Genomic DNA, 18,796 nt, shown 5'->3' with positions numbered 1-18,796 from the left:
TTATTATCTCGTATGATAAAGAGTGCTTGGTCATTAGTTGCCCAGTTAAAACCTATACTTCAACTCAGCTCTTTATGTTATCTAAGGATTGATTATGCCTAATCAAGCAACACGCAATGCAGACCGCGCGCCTGCAAAAGTCACCCCAAAAAATGCCGCTTTTGATTTCCGTAAATATCGTCCATTTGCGTTTGCCCCTGTACTAAAAGATCGCACTTGGCCGAGCAAAACGATTGAGAAATCACCAATTTGGGCAAGTGTGGACCTGCGTGATGGTAATCAGGCGCTGATTGATCCAATGACGATTGAACAAAAAATGCGCTTTTTTAAAACCTTGGTCGATGTTGGTTTTAAAGAGATTGAAATTGGTTTCCCCTCAGCGGCACAAGTTGAGTTTGATTTTGCGCGTAAACTCATTGAAGAAAATCATGTCCCTGCTGATGTGACATTACAAGTGTTGGTGCAAGCTCGCGAGCATTTGATTGCCCGTACCTTTGAGTCATTGATAGGGGCGAAGCGTGCTATCGTCCACGTCTATAACTCAACGTGCCGTATCCAACGTGAAAAAGTATACGGTAAAAATAAAGCAGAAATTAAAGAAATTGCTATTGCTGGTGCTAATTTATTGGTCGAATACGCGGCCAAATATCCAGAAACAGAATGGGTATTCCAGTATTCACCAGAGAGCTTCAGCCAAACCGAAACCGAATATGCGGTCGAAGTTTGCGACGCAGTTTGTGATGTTTGGCAGCCTGAAAATGGTCAAGAAGTGATTTTAAACTTGCCCGCGACGGTTGAAGCATCAACGCCAAACGTATTTGCTGACCAAGTTGAGTATTTCTGTCGTCATCTTGCCAAACGTGAGCATGTGACTATCAGTTTGCATACCCACAATGACCGTGGCTGTGCCGTGGCTGCTGCTGAGCTTGGCGTGCTTGCTGGCGCAGATCGTATTGAAGGAACCTTGCTTGGTAATGGTGAGCGTACCGGCAATATGGATATTATGGTCATGGCGATGAACTTGTTTAGTCAAGGCGTCGATCCAGAGCTTGATTTTAGTAATATGAGTGAGATTGTACAAGTCGTGAGCGAATGTAATAATTTGCCACTTCATCCTCGTCATCCGTACGTTGGGGAGCTTGTCTTTACCGCCTTTAGTGGCTCGCATCAAGATGCCATCAAAAAATGCCTTGATTATAATGAACAGCATGCCGAGCAGACCGAAAATGTTTGGGATGTCGCGTATTTACCGATTGATCCGGCGCATATCGGTCGCAGCTATCAAGACGTAGTTCGTATCAATAGCCAGTCTGGTAAAGGCGGCGTTGCTTATATCTTGCAACGCAACTATGGCTTTAATTTACCGCGCTGGATGCAGATTGACTTTAGTGGCGTAGTACAAAAACAAGCGGAAAGCGCTGCTCGTGAACTGCAGAATGATGAAATATTACAGACCTTTGAAGATACTTATTTGCAGCAAGGCAGCTTTGAGCTTCTAGATTATAGTGTCAATAACAAAGGCGGCGAGGCGTACTTTAACGGTCAAGTACAGATGAATGGCGATGCTATTACTATTGATGGTACAGGTAACGGTCCTTTGTCGTCGTTTATTGATGGACTTGCGCAGCATACTGGCAAATCTATTCATGTCATTAACTACGCTGAACACGCGATTAATCCGCAGCATAATAGCGGTGATGGCATCGATGATGATACCAATAATGACAACAAAACCAACGCTAATGCTGCCGCTTATATTCAGCTAAATGTCGATGGTGAAGTTTATTCAGGCATTGGTACTTGTAGCAGTACCGTATCGGCCATGCTTAAAGGCGCGTTATCTGCCTTTGCTCAAGCAATAAATACTGTCGCTGCTTGATAAGATTCTTATTATTAGTATTAAGACAGTTCACTTAATGCGTTAATCTATAACGTCATGGCTTTTGCAATTCGCACATCAGTCATGACGTTATTTTTTTATGGAAGAAACTATCCTAGCAGCATGCTGTTTTAAAGGTACTCTTTTTATATTTAAATAATTATAACTGAGTGCTTAGCTACATCTTTACCGACTAATAGCATAATGTTACTTGTGTTTTTGGTGTCTAAGACTTACGCTAATGTATACATCATTCATTATTATAATAGTAGAAAAACAAGGTTAATTATGGAACCTATATCATTTGCTTCATTTACATTGGCATCTATTTTAGCGTCGCTGCCAGCGAATGGTGAAGTCGACAGTAAGCCCACGATTACCACGCATATCAGTCCCGCAATCGCCGGACAGTGGGAGATAGATTTAGATAGCAGCATCACTATGACCAAAGAAGCGAAAGCCAGACAAGCGGCATCAGAGCAGCAAAAAGGAAAAAGTAATGAGCCAAAAGTAAGCGCTGATACAGAGGGTGGCGTATTGACTCAAAATGAAAAACGTATCGTTAATATTCAACCAAGCAGTAGTAAGAAATTAATGGCTTCAACGGCAAAATCCAATCAATGCCGTGAGTTATATAACTTTGCTGCCGATAATGAAATGTGGGCGGTCAGTGGTAAAGAATGGACCTATGGTCGTTACCTAGTCACCCACCGGGAAGAAGGATTACCGATTATCGCCATCAAGACGGTTTATGACAATAATGAGGTAGATTGTTCAGGTAATCAGATAGATCAAACCGATGAGGCTTTAATAGCGTTTTTAAACCATGACGGTAATCAAATGCAATGGTGTGCCGACCCTGATGGTAAAGAATGCTTTATGAATTTCACTAGAGTGTTGCCATAGCATTTTATTGTTATCTATAAATTGTCATCTGTAAAATTCAAAACTCTGATTTATAAAAACTAGACGCAATAAAAAACCGCTATCCATTTGGATAGCGGTTTTTTTATTAACTTTCTTGTAAAACAACAGAGTTTAGAAAGATTATGAATCAGCCTTGTCTTTATTGGCCGTTAATAACTCTCTTTCAAGATAATGAATATTTTGCGCTTCATGGACAAATTTATCATCAGCTAAAATTACATCACGATGCATCGGTATATTGGTTTTAATACCTTCAATCACCAATTCATCAAGTGCATGTAAGGTTTTAGAGATTGCTTGCTGACGCGTTTGACCGTGGCAGATAAGCTTGCCAATCAATGAATCATAGTAGCTTGGGATCTCATAGCCTGGATAAAGATGTGAATCAAAGCGAACGCCAGCGCCACTAGGTGAGTATAGCTGAGTGACGGTACCGGGTGATGGCATAAAGGTCACTGGATCTTCAGCATTGATACGACATTCAATCGCATGACCTTGAACTTCAATCTCACTTTGACGATAAGATAGACCGTAGCCCGCCGCGACTTTAAGCTGCTCAACTACTATATCAATCCCTGTAATCATCTCAGTGATGGTATGCTCAACTTGTACACGGGTATTCATTTCGATAAAAAAGAATTCATTGTTTTCAAATAAAAACTCAAATGTCCCAGCACCGCGATACTTGACCAGTTTACAAGCTTTGACACAAGCATCGAGGATAGGCTGACGTACATCATCAGGGATATCAGGGGCAGGAGCCTCTTCTAATACTTTTTGATGGCGACGCTGTAAAGAGCAATCACGGTCATACAGATGAATCGCATTACCATTGCCGTCACCAAGTACCTGTACTTCTACGTGGCGCGGATTTTGTAGATAACGCTCCATATAGACGGTATCGTCGCCAAACCACAATTCAGCTTCTTGCTTTGCTGCTTGCACTTGACCAATAATTTCCTCAAATCGCTCAACGACGCGCATACCACGACCACCACCGCCTGCCGCTGCTTTAATGATGAGCGGAAAGCCAATATTACGTGCTTGCTCTTCTGCATTGTGCATGGTCACCGCACCCACTGAACCGGGTACCGTTGGTACACCTGCTTTTTTCATAGCATTAATAGCAGAGACTTTATTGCCCATTAAGCGGATATGGTCAGCACTAGGGCCAACGAAGGTCAATCCGGCTTCTTCGATACGCTCAGCAAACTCAGCATTTTCAGCCAAAAAGCCGTAACCGGGATGAATGGCATCAGCGCCAGTAATCTCAGCGGCGGTCAAAATCGTATTGATATCAAGATAGCTTTGGTTAGCATTGGGTTTGCCAATACAGATTGCTTCATCAACAAAGCGTAAGTGCATCAAGTTTGCATCAGCGGTAGAATAGACGCCGACAGTCTCTATGCCAAGCGCCTTACAAGCTCGAACGATACGTAGGGCAATCTCACCTCTATTGGCGATGAGCAGTTTTTTTATCATGGGTTCATCCTTGTTGAAGCGGCAGTCATTGATAAAGTCGCTATTTTAGACATCACAAAAATAAATGACGATACAACTCATTTAGGTAAATTGAGCGCTGATGCCGTATCAATAATAACGAGGTCTCAATCATTACAAAGTAAAGGTTGGCGAATATCTATCTTTACGCTTTGTAGCGTACGATTGGTTGGCCAAACTGCACAACATCAGAGTTGTCTACCAAGATTTCATCCACGATACCACTTTGAGTGGCTTCAAGAGGGTTCATAATTTTCATGGCTTCAATAATACCAAGCGTGTCACCTGCCTGTACTTTTTGTCCGACTTTTACAAATGGTGGATCGTTAGGACTTGGTGCGGAATAAAAAACACCAACCATCGGCGATGTCTCAACGCTACCAGCTTTGACGGCAGCTTTGGCTTCAGCAGCGATTGGTGCAGCACCAACAGCAGGAGCGGCCATCATCGTCGGTGCTGGCGCATCATAATGACGAGTTAAACTAATGTGTTCGTCGTCTGAGCTGATTTCTAAATTAACCAGTTCACTTTCTTCCATGAGTGCGATCAGGGTGCGTATTTTGTCAATATCCATAATTTTAATTTTGCCTTGTACTAAATTCGAGAAAATAATGTAACTAAATAATGTGTTGGTAGTTGCTAATGATACCTATATTCACGCCAATGAGCAATCGATGTACAGTTGTTAACTGAGTTTTTTTACATATTATGACGTAAGCTATCTTAAGCGTAAGAAACGCTCAATGATTAATCATAGTCTATGTGACAAGGTAGCGCTAGTAATGGTTACTAGACGCTACGATTGTTGGATAAAGGTAATGACGGTATTAAGCCCACAGCATCGTTAAGCGTTTTTGCTGATAGCGCAAACGCAAAGTCAGTAAGATAGAGGATAAGAATAATCCGGTGATGAGTGCCATCCAAAAACCTTGCGCGCCAACGTCGGTAAAGCGCACCAGATAAACACCAAGTGGTAATGCCACGACCCAATAGCAAAATAGCGTTACCCACATGGGCACAGTAGTATCTTGCATACCGCGCAATATACCAGCGACATTGACCTGCCAACCATCAAATAACTGATAAGCGAGGGCAAAGATAAGTAAATGCATGGCTTGTGCTGTGACGTCGGGGTTATCGGTAAATGCCGCCGCCAATTGTGGTCTAAATAACCAAATACCAAGCATACAGGTGAGGGCAATCATTACCGTCCATATCAACCCTGTGGCTTGTACCTGACGTAATGCCATGAGGTTTTTTTCACCAAAGCGGTTGGACACCATAATAGTGAGCGCCATCGCAACTGAGATGGGAATCATAAACAGTTGCGAGGTCACCGATAGCGCCACCTGATGTGAAGCGGTTGCAAGCTCGCCTAAAGGGCTAATTACCAACGCTCCCAAGCTAAATAAACTGGCTTCAAAAAAGATAGAAATGCCAATCGGAATGCCAAGTTTTAACAGCTTTTTTATCTGCGCGCGATTGGGACTAGTGAAAGCATAAAAGAAGCGCGTACTGGCAAACTGCTGACGCTTAGTAAAACTGGTATATGTCGCTAATAGCAAGACATTAATCCAAAGGACTATGGCGGTTGCAACCCCGCAACCAGCGCCGCCCATCTCAGGCATGCCAAATAGACCATGGATAAAAATATAGTTAAGCGGGATATCGGCAAGCAGCCCGATGATACTGATAACCGTGACAGGCTCGGGTCGACCAAGCGCCTCACAATAACTGCGCAGTACCGCATAGACCGCAATCGCAGGGAAACCGAACGATATCCCACGTAGATATTGCGAAGCGATGGGTTGAATGTTTTCAGGCACACCCATCACCCCTAGTACATTGGGTGCCAGATTGACAACAATAAAGCCAATGATACCAATGACACCAGCCGCCCATAAAGACTGCTGGGTAATGTGTGGTACTTGGCTGTGTTTGTTTTGACCTATTGCTTCGCCAATGAGCGGCGTCGTGGCAATTAAAATGCCAGTCGCTAATAAAAACAGTGGCAGCCAAATACCAGAACCGACGGCTACTGCTGCCAAATCAAGAGCGGAAACTTGGCCTGCCATAATGGCATCGACAACCCCAAGCGCTGCTTGACAAAATTGGGTAATCAAAATAGGGAGTGCAAGTACGCCTAGGCGTAAGCTATAACTTTTAAAATCTCTAAAGGATAATGGGAAAACCATAATGAGCAACTTTTTATTCTTGGCAGTAATTATTGTAGATGAGCAAATGCTGCCATCAACAAGGTAATAGCGATACAGTAAAATAGAATTGGTGCGACGATAATACTCCGATAAATAATATGAGCAAGTGCATTCTGAGTAACAATAGATGGACAAGAGTATAAAAATAAAATGGGCGACCCTAAAATAAAAAATGACCCGTCAATTCGTGAGCAGAATTGACAGGTCATCATAAGAAAAAATAGTAAATAAGCTAAAGCCTGAGGTCATTGATTTATATGTGTCTGTTAAAACTAAAGCATAGCTTATTTCTTGAATTTAAAGGCGTCGTAAGCCATGCAGTAAGCGTCAAATACTATCATCTGCTGATAACAGGTTAAGATCTTCTGCCATATCCATAATCGTGCTCCAATGTTTGGGTTCAAGCGGAAGGATAGTCAGCTGCTCACAGCCTTTTCTCAGTAATAAGGAATCCTCAAGCGCAGGTAAAAATTTGAGTTGGGCTAATGGCAATATATCCGTAAAAGCTTGCTCGAAAGTCACATCGACCATATACCAGCGTGGCTCATCCTCAGTTGCTTTGGGGTCATAATGCCGATGTTCGGGATGAAATTGAGTGGTATCAGGGTACCCAGCTTTGCTAATAGTCACGATGCCAGCAATGCCAGAAGGCTTAGCGCTTGAATGGTAGAAAAATGCTTGATCGCCGACTTTCATACCGTCACGCATAAAATTGCGAGCGCGGTAATTACGGACGCCATCCCACATTTCGGTACCTGCACGTTGTAAGTCTTCTATATTAAAACAGCGGGGGTTGGATTTGATAAGCCAATAGGCCATGGTCTTTATCCTTGTAAAATTATTAATGTAGTAATAACGGTTTAATAGTGATGAGCTCAAAAGCTGCTAATCATAGATTCTCATCCTATATGTCATTGAGCTTTTTTTAGATTCTAACTATTAGCTTAAACGCCAGTTTATGTCACTGTTTTTATGTTTAATTTATGCTGATTAGGCTTTTCTTTAGCTCGTACAGCCGTTATCCTAGCGCTACTTTCTGCTCATGACTGTGCAGCTACCACTTTATAGATAAGTCCGCTTATGTCAAATATCAAACCGTCTCATTTTTCCAATAATCTTGGTGCTGTTAATCGTGATAATTCAATTCATGACAATACAAGTTCTAACAATATAGATGCGCTCAATGTAAGAGAGATTCCGTTGGCACTATATATTCATATCCCGTGGTGCGTCAAAAAATGCCCTTATTGTGATTTTAATTCGCATGAGCTGCCGGTTGACAGTCAGCTGTCTATGTATGATGAGTATGTGGATGCGCTATTACTCGATGCAGCAGCGCAGCAGCCGTTAACCCAAGGGCGAGAAATCAGCTCAATATTTATCGGTGGCGGTACACCCTCGCTACTGCCCATTGACCAGTACCAGCGCTTATTTAACGGTTTGCGTAAGGTTTTTAGATTCTCAGATGACATTGAAGTCACGATGGAGGCTAACCCAGGCACCCTTGAGCATGCACCATTTGCTGAATATTTAAAGGTAGGCATCAATCGTTTGTCTATTGGGGTACAAAGTTTTGCTGCGGAGCAGCTAAAAACACTGGGGCGTATTCATAACCCAGCCCAAGCGCTCTCTGCTATTAAAGCAGCTCGTAGCGCTGGATTTGCGCGTGTTAATGTAGATTTGATGCATGGATTGCCGCAGCAAATGATGAGTGAAGCGTTGGACGATATCCAAATCGCGCATGACGCAGGTGCTACGCATATCTCATGGTATCAACTAACCATTGAGCCAAATACTGTGTTTTATCGCAGTCAGCCGATTTTGCCCGATGAGGATAGCTTGGCAGATATCGAGCAGGCCGGTCAGGCACTGCTTGAGCGTTTAGGCTATAACAATTACGAAGTGTCGGCATGGGCAGGCGCTTCCGATAAACCTTGTCGTCACAACGTCAATTATTGGCAGTTTGGTGACTATTTGGCGATTGGTGCAGGTGCTCACGGTAAAGTTACCATTGATGACGCCGCGATTAAAGAGTGGAATGCGGAGAAGGTGTCAAATGAGGCGTTGAAAGAGGCATTAAAAGAGACAGTAGGCGAGTCAGGTATTTATCGCTTTAGCAAATCACGTATGCCCAAAGACTATATGGAATACCGAGACCAGGCTCAGCAGAATGCAACAAGTGAGCAAAATCAAATAATAAATATGATGCTAAAAACGCCAATGCCGCCAAAAATGGTAGGCTGGCAGGCAATTGCGAGTGATGAGCTGGTCAGTGAGTTTATGCTTAATGCTTTACGCTTACATGATGGTGTGACGTGGTCATTGTTTGAAGCTCGTACGGGACTGAGCTATGACAGTATTGCCATAGAAGTTAATAAACTCATTAAACAAGGTCTTTTAATAGATGACAATGAACATTTACAGCCAACCGCATTGGGTAGCAGGTATCTTAATCAAATACTAAGAGAGTTTTTATAAAGATGAGGCAAAAAAAGAGGCTTACCAAATGATAAGCCTCTTTAAAATAAGTCTAACAAGATTAGAGCTTAGATTTTGTTTTGTACTTCTTGTGCAGTACCACTTACAGCACTACCAGCGCTTGATACGTCTTGGCCTAGACCTTTAAAAGTATTACAACCAGTTAATACAAACATAGCAGCCAAAGATGCGATAACTAATTTTTTCATAATTTTTTCCTCAAAAAAGACAGGGTGTTATAAGTAATAACAGTAAAACCTAGCATTTTGCTTAAGTTTTACTGAAGGGTTGCAGGATACGATGATAATGTTTTTGAATCATCTCGTTTTCCGTTACAGCCATCATAATCAAAGTTAAAATCAGAGCACAGTATCAAAATGTAATTATTGGCAGTAAACTGTAACTTTTGATTACGCCTGCTATATACGCCCAATATAAAGTCCAAACCATTGACGGAGTTCGTATGACCATTCATATCGTGTTGGTAGCGCCAAAAATGCCTAGTAATACGGGTAATATCATTCGTCTGTGTGCCAATAGTGGGGCGCAGCTACATTTGGTCAGGCCGTTAGGGTTTGAGCTCGATGATAAAAAGCTACGCCGTGCAGGCCTCGATTATCATGAATATGCACATCTGCAAGTACATGATGACTGGGCAATGACCAAGCAAGCGCTGCAAGCTGCGGGTTGCGATACTATTACGGCGCTGACGACCAAGCTGAGTAAACCATTTTATGAGTATGATTTTAGCGTGCAGAAGACTGACCATACAGGTAATCAGTCGACTACTAGCCCATCATCAAATCATGTTGCTCTAGTTTTCGGTTCAGAAACGGCAGGGCTACCAGATGATATCCGTGCAGATATCGGTGCTGATAACTGGCTACGATTGTCAATGCTTGCTGATTCGCGCAGTCTAAATCTGTCTAATAGCGTGGCAATATGCTTGTATGAAGTCTGGCGACAGCAAGGGTTTGACGGCGATGAAGGGCGCAGTATCGGTTATGACACACTGACGGTTTATGATCCGAAATAGAGAAGGTAGTTAAGTTAAAAAGAGGTTAAAGAAAATTAAACCAATAATTTTCTTTAACCTCTTTTTTACTGCTTTTTTTTATAAACCACGTGTTTTATAAACAATTAGGCGGTTTTGGTAAGCCAGCAAGACGATTAACATGACGGGCGACCAAGCCAGTATTAAATAGCTGCTGTAGCTTTTGATTACTGATGTCATGATCGGGTAAGGTTTGCTGTAGCCATTTAATCAGCGGACGGGTAGCAGGCGCGTGATTAAATTTGACATAAAATGCGCGTACCTGCTGCAAGATGTCCAAATGCTCAGCATTGATAGTCACATCAATAGTGTTAGCTAGCTGCTGCGCGATAGCAGGGGTCCAAATCGTATGGTCGCATAAATGCCCGTCTTGATCCAATTCAACGTTGAGCGCTGCTTTGATAGGAGTGGTGGCATTGTCATTATTCATAGAGCAATCGTCACCACTTTATCAAACTTAGCACCATTAGCATGAGTATTTTGAGTCATGGCAACCCATTCACTATCGCTTAAAATAGCGGTTAATTTGCTAGTAAGATTGAGCTTGGCAGTTGTATCATCACTAAGCTGCGCTACATCCTCGCTCAGGGCGTAAATGGCAGCGATATCTTCTCTCTCAATGTTCTCAAGGTCACCCAAGTAAGCATTAAACCAGTCAATAAAAGCGACCGTTGCACCTAATAATATGATGCTGTCACCCGCACGCCACGTTGATGCCATTTGTTCTGTGCTGCGTCTGAGCGTATCCATAGTGCAATGTAATTGGTATAAAGTTGCCATAATTGTATCCGCTTGCTTACTGTATTTTTTGTCATGTTAAAGTAAATATTAAAATGAAGATTGTCACTAGTACTAAAAGCTACTACTAAAAAACCAAAATCTGGTCGAAATCTTGCGAATTTACCACCTCTGGTATCAAGGTCAGTTGCTTCGCCAAATCCGTCGGTAGCATCCCCGTAATCCAACCGCTAAACACATCGTCAGGTAACCAAGCGGCTGGCATATCATATAATTCAAGCGACTGAATCATGCCGTGCAGACGTGAATCAGGCTGCATCAAAAAACCAAATACAGGCGCATCCAAATACAGCTGTACCTCATGGCCAAAAGTAGCTAAAGTCAAAGCCAGCGCGCAGCCTTCATAGCTTGCCATCTCAGTAGGGGTGTGCAAGCGAATGAGTAATTTCATGATGTCTTCCTAATCTTATGTATCGCTAGCCGCTATTGCTAAGCCACTTATCAATAAGCTGGCTGTTTTTAGAGCGAGCTATGATTGAAAATACTAATTAAAACTGTAGCAAACGACAGTCGCCTTGCATCATCATGGCAAGCTCACTCAGTCCAACCAATTTAAAACCAGCTGCTAGATTTTCGCTATCTAATTGATGACGGGTACTATTTTCACTATCTGAAATACCACGGCTGAGGGCCGTACTAACACAAACGGGTAGCGCCAACTGATATTGTTTGGCAAGCTTTTGCCATTCTTGAGTGATATTCATCTGGTCTGCTGATTGCCAGCGTAATCGATTGGCCGTATTGGCAGCATCGGCATAGAAAAAAATATTTAACGGCGCGTGCGGGTTTGCAGGGCGGTCGCTATCATCCGTTTTATCATGGTTATTTATTTCAGTGGCTTGTAAGTAAGTACGAGCATAGCGTAGCGCAATATGCGCCAACGGATGGCTGGGATCAGCTGTAATCAATAATAGCGGAGTCGTGGTCGTCATAATCGCGGTGTCACTTATGATTAATGAGTATGAAGAAAAAAGCGCAGCGCCTTAAGTTTTTTAAGACTCAAGGTTTTTAAAAATCAAGTTTTGAAGCCTTTTAAGCATTGGCTATTGTAGCATTATTCACGAATTTTTCGTGCGTTCGTCAGTTCTTAGTTAGTATAGGGCTGTCAGTAGCATGGTCGATGATTTATGCTACTATAAAAATCCTAAAATAAGATTGTTTATAACCACTTTAATATTATAAAAATAATTTTTCCGATTGATGTGGTTTTTATAGCTTTATGCTGCAAGGAGTTGTCGTCGTTATGCTATCTACCGTGCTTAGTAGTACAGGCTTCCAGCCCACACCAGAGCAGCTACAAGTGCTACAGACTGCAAGCGAGTTTGCTTATCAGGTCTGGCAAAGTCGAACAGGCGCTTGCCAGACATTTTTGCGCAGTTATCCATTACAGAACACTTTAACGCGCCAGCAAATTGATGATTTAATTCAAGATTATACTTTGGATGAGAATTACCAGCTCGCCAATGAAGACAAAGTGATGAGCGGCTTGCGGCATTTGCGTATGCTGCTGATGATGCGCTGGATTTGGCAAGATGCCTTGGCTATTATTGAGCTTGAACAATTGACCGATGAGCTGTCTGAGTTTGCGGATGGCTGTATTTTATTTGCCAGAGACTATACCTACCAGCAGCTGATTGCACAATATGGGCAACCGACCTTTATTAATGCAAAGGGCAATGTGCAAGTTGATGATATGGCGATTATGGCGATGGGCAAGCTTGGCGCCCATGAGCTGAATTTATCCAGTGATATCGATCTTATCTTTGTCCATCAGGCGCGCGGTGAGACAGACGGTGACAAAGCAAAAGGTACGCGCAGCATTGATAATAAGCGTTTTATGACGCGGCTTGGACAAGGCATTATTAGACTGCTTGATAATAATACCGCTGATGGTTTTGTGTTTCGAGTCGATATGCGTTTGCGTCCTTGGGGTGATGGCAGTGATTTGGCGATTCATTTATCAGCACTACAGAAGTACTTTGCTCAGCATGGGCGGGCGTGGGAGCGTTTTGCTTGGCTCAAGGCACGGGTGGTTGGGCACATAGAACAGCCGTTTTACGACGATATTCAAGCGCTGATTAAACCTTTTGTGTTTCGTTATTATGTTGACTATAGTGCTTTTTCGGCCTTGCGAGAGATGAAGTCCCTCATTCAAAATCAAGTCGCTCAACGTGAGGATTTGGACAATATAAAGCTTGGCGCGGGTGGTATTCGAGATATTGAGTTTATTGTCCAAGCCTTTCAATTGATCTATGGTGGGAGGCATCCGCAGCTACAGGTTAAGTCTTGTTTGGCGGCGATGCAGGCGCTGTGTCAGCTTGAGTATTTAGAGCAGACCACTTATCAAGAGCTACAAGCCGCTTATCGTTTTTTACGTCGTCTTGAACACGGTATTCAAGCAATTAATGATCAGCAAACGCAGCGCTTGCCGCATGATAGACAATGGCAACATAATTTGGCATTCACACTTGGCTTTGATAATTGGGCAGGGTTATTAGCGACACTCAATCATCATCGCTATCATGTTAATGTGCCGTTTGAGCGTATGGTCACCGAACGGCAAATACCGGATCAAGACGATGACGAGCTTGAACCGGAACGTTTGAATGAGCAGATTGCACGCTTAAATGAGGTGTTAACTGAAGAAAATCGCGCGCGCTTACAAGGCTTTTGGCAGTCAAAAATGGTCGCTAATTTAAGCGATGAAGCGCGTGAGCGTTTGGATGACGCTTATCCTGTAATCGTCCATGCGTTACTTGCTCATCAAGAACAGCAGCAACTGGCCAATATTGCTTTGCCCCGTTTAATTACCTTGCTAGAAGCTATTTGCCGCCGTTCTATCTACTTAGTCATGATTGCAGAAAATCCCAATGCTACCGTTGAGCTGATTCCAATGTTATCAGCCAGCCCTTGGATTGCAAAAGAATTGGCGCAGTATCCCGTACTTTTAGATACCTTCTTACAGCAGCGCTATCGTCACTTACCGGACAAGCCGGAGCTACGTGATATTTTACGTCAACAGTTATTACGGGTTGAACCTAACGATGAAGAGGAGCTACTAAGCGTACTGCGATTATTTAAAAAGAACCAAGTATTGGCAGTGGCTGCCAGTGATGTGTTGGCAGAACGCCCAATTATGAAAGTGTCAGACTCACTGACTTATATTGCTGCTGTGGTACTCGAGGCGGCGCTTGAGCGTGCCTTTGCCGAAATCGTCAAGCGCTATGGCTATCCGATTGCTCAAGATGGTGATCCGGTCACTGAAGCGGACTGCGGCTTTGCCATTATCGGCTATGGTAAGCTTGGCGGATTGGAGCTGTCATACTCTTCAGATTTAGACTTGGTTTTTTTGCATAAAATAAAAGAGCAGGGCATGACCACGGGTGAAAAATCTGTCAGCGGCATGAAGTTTGCGGCACGGTTGGCGCAAAAGCTGATGACCTATCTCAATACCCAAACCCGTGACGGCCGCGCTTATGAAGTCGATATGCGTCTGCGTCCGTCAGGTAATGCTGGCATGATGGTGGTTTCTTGTCATGCGTTTGAGACTTATCAGCTTGAGAAAGCTTGGTCTTGGGAGCATCAAGCGCTGGTGCGGGCGCGGGCCATCTGCGGTGATAAACGCGTGACCGCCCGTTTTTGTGATATTCGCCGAACTGTTTTGGCATTACCGCGTACGATTGAGCAAGTCCGCATTGAAGTCACCAGCATGCGTATTAAAATGCAAAAACATCTAGGTACCAGTCAATGGCAACAGCAAGCTGGCAAGTTCCATCTTAAGCAAGATGCTGGCGGCATTGTAGACATCGAGTTTCTCGCGCAGTTTGCGGTACTGGCTTATTCGCATGAGCATCCAACCCTGACCAAATGGAGTGACAATGTGCGCATTTTTGAAGAGATGGCGACTTTGGGTATTTGGGAGGCGAAGGTTTGTCAGGATTTGACCGATGCTTATTTACGCATACGCGCAGCGACGCATCAATTGGCATTGTCAGAGCAGTCGTTATTGGTTGATGAGGCACTTTGGACAGAAACACGAGCATTGGTACAAGCGCAGTGGCAACATCTGATGGGCGTAGACCCAGCAGAATAGCGCTGCTGTCATATAATAATGCGACCAAATGATACGACAAGAAGCACAGCGCTTCGATAGCGATTCTACCCAAGGGTATATGAATAAAAGCCATGCAGTGATAAACTAAAATATTGTATTCGCTTCGCTTGCCGGTGATATAATCGCTGGCACATTAAATGTGTATATAAAAAATTGCACCTGAAAATAGACACTCAGTGTCAGCATACTATTTTAATTAAAATATCTACTTAACACTCAACAAAAAAAGTTAGACGTCAGTGCTAGCATAAGGACTATTAAATGAATATGGCAACACAAGAAGGTAAGCTTTGGATGAATGGCACAATGATTGAACAGCCAGATGCCAAGGTTCATGTGCTTACACATAGCCTGCATTATGGAATGGCTGTGTTTGAAGGTGTACGTGCTTATCAGACTGCTGACAACCGTACGGCGATTTTTCGCTTAAAAGACCATACCGATCGTCTATTGGGTTCTGCAAAAATCTTTCAAATGAATGTGCCTTTTGATGCAGCGGCACTTGAGCAAGCACAAAAAGATGTGGTCAAACAAAATAACTTGGCAGAAGCCTATATTCGTCCGCTTATTTGGGTTGGTGCAGAAAAATTGGGTCTGTCATCGCGTGACAATAGTATCAATGCGATGGTTGCTGCTTGGCATTGGGGCGCCTACCTGGGTGAAGACGGTATCAAAAACGGCATTCGTGTAAAAACTTCTTCATTTACCCATCACATGACCAATGTGACCATGTGTAAAGCAAAAGCCTCAAGCAATTATCCAGTCTCTATCATGGCCAACCAAGAAGTGACTCGTAATGGCTATGATGAAGCAATTTTGATGGACCCACAAGGCTACGTCTGCCAAGGTGCTGGCGAGAACTTGTTCTTAGTCAAAGATGGTGTGCTGCATACACCAGATTTGGGCGGCGGTGCGCTTGACGGCATTACCCGTCGTACCATCATTCAATTCGCTGATGATTTAGGGATTAAAGTCGTTGAACGCCGTATCACTCGTGATGAGTTCTACTTGGCAGATGAAATATTTATGACTGGTACCGCGGCTGAAGTCACGCCTATTCGTGAGTATGATGATCGTACTATCGGTAATGGTGGTCGTGGTCCGTTGACTGAAAAACTGCAAACCTTGTACTTTGACGTAGTCCATGGTCGCAATGAGCAGTATATGGATTGGTTAAGCTTTATTGATTAATCTTTAAAACTGCGTTGTATGAAGTAAAAAAGCTAAGACTGTTTTGAGTCTTAGCTTTTTTTATTTCTGTTACTTAGCCATTCTTATTAGAAGCTTGGCTAAATGATCAAAAGCTTAGTAAGCCGAGGCAATATCTGACCAGCTTAGTAATCTCACATTATACTTATGCAATAAATCTTCAAACTCATGGCTTATTAGCCAATCATACTCCATCTCTCTAGCCGCTTTGATTTCGTCTTCCCAATTATTGCTACCATTTTCAGGCACAGCAGGATGACACATAATCAAAGTAGGTGATAGGTGAACAGGTGTTGTTGATAGCGTGGAATTTAACGTAAGTGGCTCTGAAGATAAGCCAGCATTACGCGGTGAACTTTGCAGCCACTGCTCCCACAGCAGCGCTAGCTTTTGATTATCAGCATTAAAACCATAGACCCCACCGAATTTATCATTGGTTTTAATATGGTTATGCTCACAGGATTGACGCCATCCATAGCCGCCCAAGGCGTAGATTATCCAAGATTTTAAATCTTTAATAAGCGGCGTGGTAACGCGTGCGCTCAGTGCACCTTTTGATATCTCGTTACTATAACGATTGGTCAACTCTTTAATTAAACAGTGACGAATAATCGGGAACTGGTGGATATGTTGATGTCCGTCAATAAACAAGGGTGCATGATTAAAGCGATCTTCAAATCTATCCAACTGTTGTTTAATAATGTCAGTTACCTGCATAGGATTAAAACGACGCAAGTAACTGGCGACGATGATTGATTTTAATGAACCACGTAGTGCAGAGGGGAATATCCCAGTTAAATCTAAATGTAAGCCGACATCTACATTGAAATTTTTAAGTTGATTGATATGGTTGGCTGTAATCGTACCGCCAACCATATAGCTACTGGCACCAATACGACCAAGCTCGGCAAGATGGATAACCGCATCATTAACCGCAGTAGATAGCCCTAAATCATCAACATTGATAATAATAGGGCGTGAATAATCGGTTGGCGATGATGCTTGTTTTTGATAGTTAGGATGGCTCATGATTTAAACGCCCAAAACTTGCCCAACGCAAAGGTCATCACCGTAATAATGCCAGTAACTAATAACCATATCATCATATAATACTGCTCGCTAAACCAATGTAGACCTAAAACAAATAAGCTCTGATTGGCAATAAAACCTGCTGTGGAACTGCTAAACCATTTGATTAGTGCAGATAGCTGCTTACTTTTATAATTTTTACTATCGCTTTTAGTGTTGCCGTTTTTAATAGTATTGCTTTTGAAAGTAGGGCTATTCTGACTGGTCTCATGTGAGGTATTTGACTGCTTAAAGGTGAGATAAAAATGCCCAGAAAAACTCACTATAAAAGCGATTAAAAAAGCACCTACGTTTGCCCATGCTGGAGTGATTGTAGTGATGTTGACAATACTCACCAGTACCAAAAAGTGCACCAAAGCTGCACTGGCACCGACCGCCAAAAACCAAAGTGCCTGCATGGAGTTTGACTTTGTTTCTGCTGCTTTATTCATCATGTTTATCTATCGTAGTATCGATAGTAGCTTGTGAGTAATCATCAGTATATTGATGGTGAGTATTGGACGATTTGCTATTGATGACCTCATCAATTAAATATAGTGGGCGTTGTTTGACCTCTTCATATAGCCTACCCACATATTCACCAATCACACCAATACACACCAATTGAATACCAGTGGAAAACATAATCCCTGCTGCGACAGTTGCCCAACCTGCGACATCACTACCAAATATCAACGTATCTATTACAATATATAAGCCGTATAAAAAAGCCAATGCAGAGACGACAAAACCCATACGTGATATTAGTCTTAATGGTCGTTGAGAAAATGAGGTAATACCTACGAGTGCCAATTCAAATAAGCTGCCATAATTAAATTTACTTTCACCAGTATCACGATTGGCAGCGGTAAAGGGCAGGTAGACCGTATTAAAACCAACCCAAGCATACAAACCTTTCATAAAGCGTTGGCGCTCTGGGAGTGAGCGTAAGGCATTTAATACCTTGCGGTTCATCACTCGAAAATCGCCAGCATTGGGAAGAATCTCGTAGCGTTGACTGTCTTGGATAAAATGATAGAAACTGCTCTTTAAAGTTTTTGCCAACCTGCTCTCATGCGGACGATTGGCCTGAATGCCTGCAACCATATCAATATCTGATTGCTCAATCATCGCTAGCATTTGCGCAAGTATTGGTAAAGGGTGCTGTCCATCAGCATCAATCATAGCAACCATATCACCTCTCGCTGCCGCTAGCCCTGCACTGAGTGCAGGCTCTTTACCAAAATTACGTGATAAACGTATGATTTCTAACTCTGTATTTGATGGGCGAGTAGTCATCAAATCTGTCACAACATCAACGGAATTATCGCGGCTACCATCATCAACAATAATAATCTCACAAGTTGCTATCGTCGTTTCACTGTTTTGTGCTGTCGATGAGCTATCTGTTACAGGAGCGCGTAGTGTCTGTGTAAACGCAAAGACCTCTGGTAAAAAGCCCTTTAAGGCATCAGCATCATTATACGCGGGTATGATAATAGATAAATAAGGACGAGATTGCGACGGATGATGTGACATAAAAAACTCAATTA

General features: G+C 42.8%; 18 protein-coding genes. 6 read left to right on the top strand and 12 right to left on the bottom strand.

Annotation, left to right across the window (positions count from 1 at the left end):
• Nucleotides 1–94: 94 nt before the first annotated feature.
• The gene (leuA, locus tag AC2FA3_RS13180; RefSeq protein WP_490509971.1) at nucleotides 95–1,879 is read left to right on the top strand and encodes a 2-isopropylmalate synthase; all 1,785 of its coding nucleotides are present in this window, start codon (nucleotides 95–97) and stop codon (nucleotides 1,877–1,879) included.
• A 288-nt stretch (nucleotides 1,880–2,167) separates the two neighbouring features.
• The gene (locus tag AC2FA3_RS13175) at nucleotides 2,168–2,785 is read left to right on the top strand and encodes a hypothetical protein (protein WP_490509970.1); all 618 of its coding nucleotides are present in this window, start codon (nucleotides 2,168–2,170) and stop codon (nucleotides 2,783–2,785) included.
• 141 nt (nucleotides 2,786–2,926) lie between these two features.
• On the opposite strand, the gene accC is transcribed toward AC2FA3_RS13175, so the two are convergent.
• From accC to AC2FA3_RS13155, 4 genes are all read right to left on the bottom strand, one after another.
• A complete protein-coding gene (accC, locus tag AC2FA3_RS13170; protein WP_490509969.1) occupies nucleotides 2,927–4,288 on the bottom strand; it encodes an acetyl-CoA carboxylase biotin carboxylase subunit in 1,362 nt (453 codons plus the stop codon).
• 163 nt (nucleotides 4,289–4,451) lie between these two features.
• Complete coding sequence (gene accB / locus AC2FA3_RS13165) at nucleotides 4,452–4,880, bottom strand: acetyl-CoA carboxylase biotin carboxyl carrier protein (protein ID WP_490509968.1); 429 nt, start codon at nucleotides 4,878–4,880, stop codon at nucleotides 4,452–4,454.
• Nucleotides 4,881–5,133: 253 nt separating this feature from the next.
• Nucleotides 5,134–6,501 (bottom strand): MATE family efflux transporter, encoded by a 1,368-nt coding sequence (locus AC2FA3_RS13160; RefSeq protein ID WP_490509967.1) that lies wholly within the window; start codon nucleotides 6,499–6,501, stop codon nucleotides 5,134–5,136.
• A gap of 348 nt (nucleotides 6,502–6,849) precedes the next feature.
• A complete protein-coding gene (locus AC2FA3_RS13155) occupies nucleotides 6,850–7,341 on the bottom strand; it encodes an EVE domain-containing protein (RefSeq protein ID WP_490509966.1) in 492 nt (163 codons plus the stop codon).
• A gap of 261 nt (nucleotides 7,342–7,602) precedes the next feature.
• Here AC2FA3_RS13155 and hemW point away from each other — a divergent pair, with 261 nt between their 5' ends.
• A complete protein-coding gene (hemW, locus tag AC2FA3_RS13150) occupies nucleotides 7,603–9,000 on the top strand; it encodes a radical SAM family heme chaperone HemW (protein WP_490509965.1) in 1,398 nt (465 codons plus the stop codon).
• A 68-nt stretch (nucleotides 9,001–9,068) separates the two neighbouring features.
• On the opposite strand, the gene AC2FA3_RS13145 is transcribed toward hemW, so the two are convergent.
• Nucleotides 9,069–9,209, bottom strand: a complete 141-nt coding sequence (locus AC2FA3_RS13145) for an entericidin A/B family lipoprotein (protein WP_011280495.1) — start codon at nucleotides 9,207–9,209, stop codon at nucleotides 9,069–9,071.
• Nucleotides 9,210–9,463: 254 nt separating this feature from the next.
• Between AC2FA3_RS13145 and AC2FA3_RS13140 the strand changes: the two genes are divergently transcribed.
• Nucleotides 9,464–10,036 carry a tRNA (cytidine(34)-2'-O)-methyltransferase gene (locus tag AC2FA3_RS13140; protein WP_490509964.1) on the top strand — a complete coding sequence of 191 codons (573 nt, stop codon included), beginning with the start codon at nucleotides 9,464–9,466 and terminating at the stop codon, nucleotides 10,034–10,036.
• A gap of 94 nt (nucleotides 10,037–10,130) precedes the next feature.
• Here the strand turns inward: AC2FA3_RS13140 and AC2FA3_RS13135 are convergent, their stop codons facing one another.
• The 4 genes from AC2FA3_RS13135 to tusD all read right to left on the bottom strand — a co-directional run bounded on the left by AC2FA3_RS13135 (nucleotide 10,131) and on the right by tusD (nucleotide 11,784).
• Nucleotides 10,131–10,484, bottom strand: coding sequence for a TusE/DsrC/DsvC family sulfur relay protein (locus AC2FA3_RS13135; RefSeq protein WP_490509963.1), 354 nt, complete (start codon nucleotides 10,482–10,484; stop codon nucleotides 10,131–10,133).
• Entirely contained in the window at nucleotides 10,481–10,834 is a 354-nt protein-coding gene (locus AC2FA3_RS13130; protein WP_490509962.1) for a hypothetical protein, read from the bottom strand. Before AC2FA3_RS13130 ends, AC2FA3_RS13135 begins: the two co-directional genes overlap by 4 nt.
• A gap of 85 nt (nucleotides 10,835–10,919) precedes the next feature.
• Nucleotides 10,920–11,243 (bottom strand): hypothetical protein, encoded by a 324-nt coding sequence (locus AC2FA3_RS13125; protein ID WP_490509961.1) that lies wholly within the window; start codon nucleotides 11,241–11,243, stop codon nucleotides 10,920–10,922.
• Between the two features lie 97 nt (nucleotides 11,244–11,340).
• The gene (gene tusD / locus AC2FA3_RS13120; protein WP_490509960.1) at nucleotides 11,341–11,784 is read right to left on the bottom strand and encodes a sulfurtransferase complex subunit TusD; all 444 of its coding nucleotides are present in this window, start codon (nucleotides 11,782–11,784) and stop codon (nucleotides 11,341–11,343) included.
• A 311-nt stretch (nucleotides 11,785–12,095) separates the two neighbouring features.
• Between tusD and glnE the strand changes: the two genes are divergently transcribed.
• Nucleotides 12,096–14,945 (top strand): bifunctional [glutamate--ammonia ligase]-adenylyl-L-tyrosine phosphorylase/[glutamate--ammonia-ligase] adenylyltransferase, encoded by a 2,850-nt coding sequence (glnE, locus tag AC2FA3_RS13115; protein ID WP_490509958.1) that lies wholly within the window; start codon nucleotides 12,096–12,098, stop codon nucleotides 14,943–14,945.
• Between the two features lie 282 nt (nucleotides 14,946–15,227).
• On the top strand, nucleotides 15,228–16,157 hold the full coding sequence (locus AC2FA3_RS13110) for a branched-chain amino acid transaminase (protein WP_149490023.1): 930 nt from the start codon (nucleotides 15,228–15,230) through the stop codon (nucleotides 16,155–16,157).
• Between the two features lie 114 nt (nucleotides 16,158–16,271).
• On the opposite strand, the gene AC2FA3_RS13105 is transcribed toward AC2FA3_RS13110, so the two are convergent.
• The 3 genes from AC2FA3_RS13105 to AC2FA3_RS13095 are packed head-to-tail and all read right to left on the bottom strand — an operon-like array spanning nucleotide 16,272 to nucleotide 18,782.
• Entirely contained in the window at nucleotides 16,272–17,204 is a 933-nt protein-coding gene (locus AC2FA3_RS13105) for a ChbG/HpnK family deacetylase (RefSeq protein ID WP_490509957.1), read from the bottom strand.
• Nucleotides 17,201–17,698, bottom strand: a complete 498-nt coding sequence (locus tag AC2FA3_RS13100; protein WP_490509956.1) for a GtrA family protein — start codon at nucleotides 17,696–17,698, stop codon at nucleotides 17,201–17,203. The genes AC2FA3_RS13105 and AC2FA3_RS13100 overlap by 4 nt, the downstream gene beginning before the upstream one ends.
• Nucleotides 17,688–18,782, bottom strand: coding sequence for a glycosyltransferase family 2 protein (locus AC2FA3_RS13095; protein WP_490509955.1), 1,095 nt, complete (start codon nucleotides 18,780–18,782; stop codon nucleotides 17,688–17,690). The genes AC2FA3_RS13100 and AC2FA3_RS13095 overlap by 11 nt, the downstream gene beginning before the upstream one ends.
• Nucleotides 18,783–18,796 lie beyond the last annotated feature (14 nt).

This window comes from Janibacter sp. CoH_79_TC_3 (genome assembly GCF_058197955.1).
This window is presented reverse-complemented; position numbering and strand designations above follow the sequence as displayed.

Excerpts from the sequence above, each read along its gene's own strand:
- accB (WP_490509968.1), bottom strand. The coding sequence starts at position 4,880 with ATGGATATTGACAAAATACGCACCCTGATCGCACTCATGGAAGAAAGT.
- AC2FA3_RS13140 (WP_490509964.1), top strand. The coding sequence starts at position 9,464 with ATGACCATTCATATCGTGTTGGTAGCGCCAAAAATGCCTAGTAATACG.
- AC2FA3_RS13135 (WP_490509963.1), bottom strand. The coding sequence starts at position 10,484 with ATGAATAATGACAATGCCACCACTCCTATCAAAGCAGCGCTCAACGTT.
- AC2FA3_RS13175 (WP_490509970.1), top strand. The coding sequence starts at position 2,168 with ATGGAACCTATATCATTTGCTTCATTTACATTGGCATCTATTTTAGCG.
- tusD (WP_490509960.1), bottom strand. The coding sequence starts at position 11,784 with ATGACGACCACGACTCCGCTATTATTGATTACAGCTGATCCCAGCCAT.
- AC2FA3_RS13130 (WP_490509962.1), bottom strand. The coding sequence starts at position 10,834 with ATGGCAACTTTATACCAATTACATTGCACTATGGATACGCTCAGACGC.
- AC2FA3_RS13145 (WP_011280495.1), bottom strand. The coding sequence starts at position 9,209 with ATGAAAAAATTAGTTATCGCATCTTTGGCTGCTATGTTTGTATTAACT.
- AC2FA3_RS13155 (WP_490509966.1), bottom strand. The coding sequence starts at position 7,341 with ATGGCCTATTGGCTTATCAAATCCAACCCCCGCTGTTTTAATATAGAA.
- AC2FA3_RS13100 (WP_490509956.1), bottom strand. The coding sequence starts at position 17,698 with ATGATGAATAAAGCAGCAGAAACAAAGTCAAACTCCATGCAGGCACTT.
- AC2FA3_RS13160 (WP_490509967.1), bottom strand. The coding sequence starts at position 6,501 with ATGGTTTTCCCATTATCCTTTAGAGATTTTAAAAGTTATAGCTTACGC.
- accC (WP_490509969.1), bottom strand. The coding sequence starts at position 4,288 with ATGATAAAAAAACTGCTCATCGCCAATAGAGGTGAGATTGCCCTACGT.
- AC2FA3_RS13105 (WP_490509957.1), bottom strand. The coding sequence starts at position 17,204 with ATGAGCCATCCTAACTATCAAAAACAAGCATCATCGCCAACCGATTAT.
- hemW (WP_490509965.1), top strand. The coding sequence starts at position 7,603 with ATGTCAAATATCAAACCGTCTCATTTTTCCAATAATCTTGGTGCTGTT.
- glnE (WP_490509958.1), top strand. The coding sequence starts at position 12,096 with ATGCTATCTACCGTGCTTAGTAGTACAGGCTTCCAGCCCACACCAGAG.
- leuA (WP_490509971.1), top strand. The coding sequence starts at position 95 with ATGCCTAATCAAGCAACACGCAATGCAGACCGCGCGCCTGCAAAAGTC.
- AC2FA3_RS13110 (WP_149490023.1), top strand. The coding sequence starts at position 15,228 with ATGAATATGGCAACACAAGAAGGTAAGCTTTGGATGAATGGCACAATG.
- AC2FA3_RS13095 (WP_490509955.1), bottom strand. The coding sequence starts at position 18,782 with ATGTCACATCATCCGTCGCAATCTCGTCCTTATTTATCTATTATCATA.
- AC2FA3_RS13125 (WP_490509961.1), bottom strand. The coding sequence starts at position 11,243 with ATGAAATTACTCATTCGCTTGCACACCCCTACTGAGATGGCAAGCTAT.